The sequence below is a fragment of the Candidatus Aquicultor sp. genome (assembly GCF_054640775.1).
Window position 1 is genome coordinate 1 of record NZ_JBTSLF010000215.1, and the last position, 3966, is coordinate 3966.

1 protein-coding gene and 1 pseudogene are annotated in these 3966 nt (G+C 36.5%); one reads left to right on the forward strand and one right to left on the reverse strand.

Annotated features, from left to right (window positions below):
- A pseudogene (locus tag ACYC56_RS12975) lies at nt 1-1758 on the reverse strand (hypothetical protein); the annotation flags it as partial.
- Nucleotides 1759-2679: 921 nt separating this feature from the next.
- Between ACYC56_RS12975 and ACYC56_RS12980 the strand changes: the two are divergent.
- A partial coding sequence (locus ACYC56_RS12980; RefSeq protein WP_461374596.1) for a TonB-dependent receptor occupies nt 2680-3966 on the forward strand: 1287 nt, incomplete at its 3' end.

Here is a 3966-nt window from a genome sequence, read left to right on the forward strand (position 1 = left end):
AGTAACAGCAGAACTTAGTGTTACTCCTGCTTTATTATGAACCGATAGTTTATAAATTGAAGACGGAAGATCTGCACCAGTTACCTGTGCAGCTGTTCCAACATAGTCATAGTTGCAATTTGCATTTAAATTTTTGGTTGTTGTGCGAATTGGTCCAGCAACCGGCTCTAAACCTGTAAGTGCGCCAATAAGCAACTTTGATCCGGAGCTAATTGTAGTTGTACCGGTTCCGCCAACAAAAACATTAGGGTCAGAAAAATCAATTATACCATTACCGCCGGTACCTAAATTCAAAATACCATCATTTGTAATAGTTACTGTCCCTGCACCCGGAAAAGCATTAAAATTCTTAGAAACACTCATCGAACCATTTACACCAATATTCAATACACAGGTTTTTCCAGATGCAACACGAAGTGTTGTGCTGGCGCTTACTCCCTGTTGCACAAATGTTCCATTAATGTTATATACAGTATTTGCGGTTCCGTCACTTGATGTACTTGAAGAAGTGCCGAAATATGCATAATCAACAAATGTTAATGTTCTACCCTGATTTAAAGTAATTGTTATATTATCATTTCCTGAATTACCCGTATAAATAGCAGCACCACCACTTCCGGATGAACCGTTGTACATCATTGTCATATCACAATCTATAGTAAGGGTTGCATTTGAAATATTAGTTCCCGGTCTGATACGCGCTAAATTAACTGTACCGGAACCCTGGATTGTAAAACTTCCATACATTTCTAATGCTACGCTTGTACCGGGTGCTGCTCCGCCGACCATTCCATCAAATTGAGCCACAGTTCCATAAATCCTTATATAGCGAATATTACTTGTTGGCAATGGTGCATCCCCAACCAGGCTTCCACCATTTTCAACTGTAATATTGAGACATTTTTTACCACTTGCGTCAACTGTAACTGTATGCCCGCTGCGAATCCAAACATTTTTTGTTTCATTAGGCTGGCCTGTTGCCACTGTTGCACCTGTCCAGTCTCCTGCAGTTGTACAAACTACCCAGGTTGCAGCAGTCCCCCAATTACCATCGCCTGCAGAGCCATAATCGCCAACCGCAGGACCGGAAGTTGCCTGAACTGATCCGGTAACTATAAAATTATCAACACGATTTGTACCACCTGTAGCAACAGTGCCTCCATTGTTAGATACCGTTGAGGTATTAACCAATCTGATATAAACAACTGCTTGGTTATTTAAATCAGTAACAGAGCTTAAATCTAAAGTAATTTTTGAAGTATCATTTCCGGTTGAAGTACCCCACGGAACGACTACATTATTCCAATTTTTTGGAATTGTGTAAGTCCCACCAGTGGCATCGGTAAAATTAGTGCCATCTGTACTATATTGTACCTTAAAATCTACAGGACCTGTACTACTTCCTGTTTGATCCCATTGTAAATTAATACCTGAATATCCAGTCGTGCTAAAAGCAAACTGGTAATAATCTCCTACTCCCCAATTATTTGAAGACATAGAATTAGTTGAGCCGTTGCCAGCAGGATCACTCCATACTGTTGATGCCGAAGCATGCAGGCCGGTAAATGATGAGCCGGCAGTCAGAGCACCGGAGTCTGCCACAAAATCACCTGCAGCCAAGGAAGGTGTTGTTGCTGCAGTTGCATTAAAACTAACTGCTTCAAAATTCCAACGAGCTAAAGTTCCCTGTGCCTTTGCAAACTGACTAAAGGACAGCACCAGAAAAAGTGCTATAAAAAGTGTAAATACTTTTTTCATTTTACCCTCATATATAAGTTAGAGAAAGAACTGATTTAATTATTTGACTTACTATTAAACTTAATTAAGATATATTAAGGAAATATTACATTAATATTATTAGAATGTTAATATATCGGTAAGTAAATATTTAGTATGTGAAAATTTTATCCTCCCTATTGAAGAGTCCCCCCAAAATGGAAATCTTCAAATTACCCTGAGAAAAAAAACTTGAGTTATTAGAATGAACTTTTGCTAATTAAGTAATTAGCTGAGTGAATTTATATAATCTTAAAAATAATGTATCGGAATAATGGAGTATTGATACATAATTTTTTATTTTTTTCAAATAATACTGAAATCATTTTTAAACACTGCAAAACTTCAAAAATCATTTTACAGCGGGGTTTAATATACATTTCTATTTTAAATATCAAAAATCTTTTTCTTCTTTTGATAATTATAATTTTTTGTTATATTTGGGGTTAATAATTAATTCCCCTCTATAACATCCCTTTAATTTTCATCCCCAATTCATAAAGAACGTGCTCATTAACGGTTGGATTATTTAACAATTTATTAATGAAATTTTTCTTGCTGTGATACCAAACTTTAGCTATTTTTATCCAATAATTTTTGAAAAACTTTCGTTAAAAAATGATATAAAAGATTTACTGACTTTGATATTAAATCTTCGAGCTATATTATTTTCAATACCTAACAAAATGTTTTATCCAAAACTTAAACATCAGTAGGAAGTTAAGGGGGAATTGACCGGTATTATTATTTTCCAGAAATCGGGGAATTTCACTTTGAGTAAAATAATACCTGCGATTAATAAAAACCAAAACATATATATAAAGAATGATCTAAGATAGAACTGAGCTATTAAGGCAGTTCTAATTAATTAACTAAATAAAATAACCTAAAAAGGGATAGTGTATGAAAACAACACTTACCAGGCTCTCGTTTCTGTTGATTGCCCTTTTGTTTCTATCCGTGCAAAGTACAAATTTTGCACAGGTAGCAACAACAGCCAGCATTAGCGGAACAGTAACAGATCAGAATGGCGATGCATTGCCTGCTGCTTCCATAATTGCCGTTCACGTTCCAACCGGAACACAATACGGAACTACTTCCAGAAATGACGGTAAATACAATTTAATTGGACTAAAAGTCGGCGGGCCGTATGAAATTACCGTTTCCTACGTCGGCTATCAAAAGCAGACTCATACAATTAATAAACTTGAATTAGGCCAGAGTTTTTCGTTAAACATTAAAATGGCTGAAACTGCTGTCGAGATTTCAGGTGTAACAGTAACCGCTGATAGAAATGCAATTATAAGTGATGCAAGGACAGGATCATCTCAAAACGTTTCTTCAAAACAAATTGAAGAAGTTCCTACTATCAGCAGAAGCTTTCAAAACTTTGCAAAATTATCACCTATGTTCTCCGGACAAAACCTTCAGGCTGCCGGCAGAAGCAACAGGTATAACAACATCCAGGTTGATGGAACTCAATACAACGATTTATTTGGCTTAGGTTCATCCGGAACACCCGGCGGACAGGCCGGAACAAACCCTATCAGCTTAGATGCTATCCAGGAATTCCAGGTTGTTATTGCTCCTTATGATGTTAGACTAGGCGGATTTACCGGTGGCGGTATTAACGCTATTACAAGAAGCGGTACAAATGAATTCCACGGATCGGCATTTGTTTATGGCAGAAATCAGGATCTGGTTGGAAAATATTACAATAATATTAAAAATCCGGTTAACGATTTTAAAGAATGGCAATATGGTTTCCGCTTAGGCGGCCCGATTATGAAAGACAAGATTTTCTTCTTTGTAAACGGAGAATTAACAGGTAGAAATGAACCAACATCAAACCTGTCATTAAGTACCGGCCCAACCAATACAGAAACTGATGCAAATACAATTTCCGGAATATTAGCAGGACGTGGTTTTAACACCGGCGGATATGCTGCTTATACTACCAAACAGCCATCGGGCAAATTATTTGCAAGACTGGATTTCAACATTTCTGATAATCATAAATTGAATCTCCATTATAATTATGTAAATGCAAAGCAGGATATTCTTGGAAGCAGATCCTCTTCATCTTCATTCAGCTTTGATTCATATTTATACCAGTTTCAGAATATTACCAATAATATAGTCGCTCAATTAAACAGTACATTCGGCAACAATATGGCGAATGAATTAATT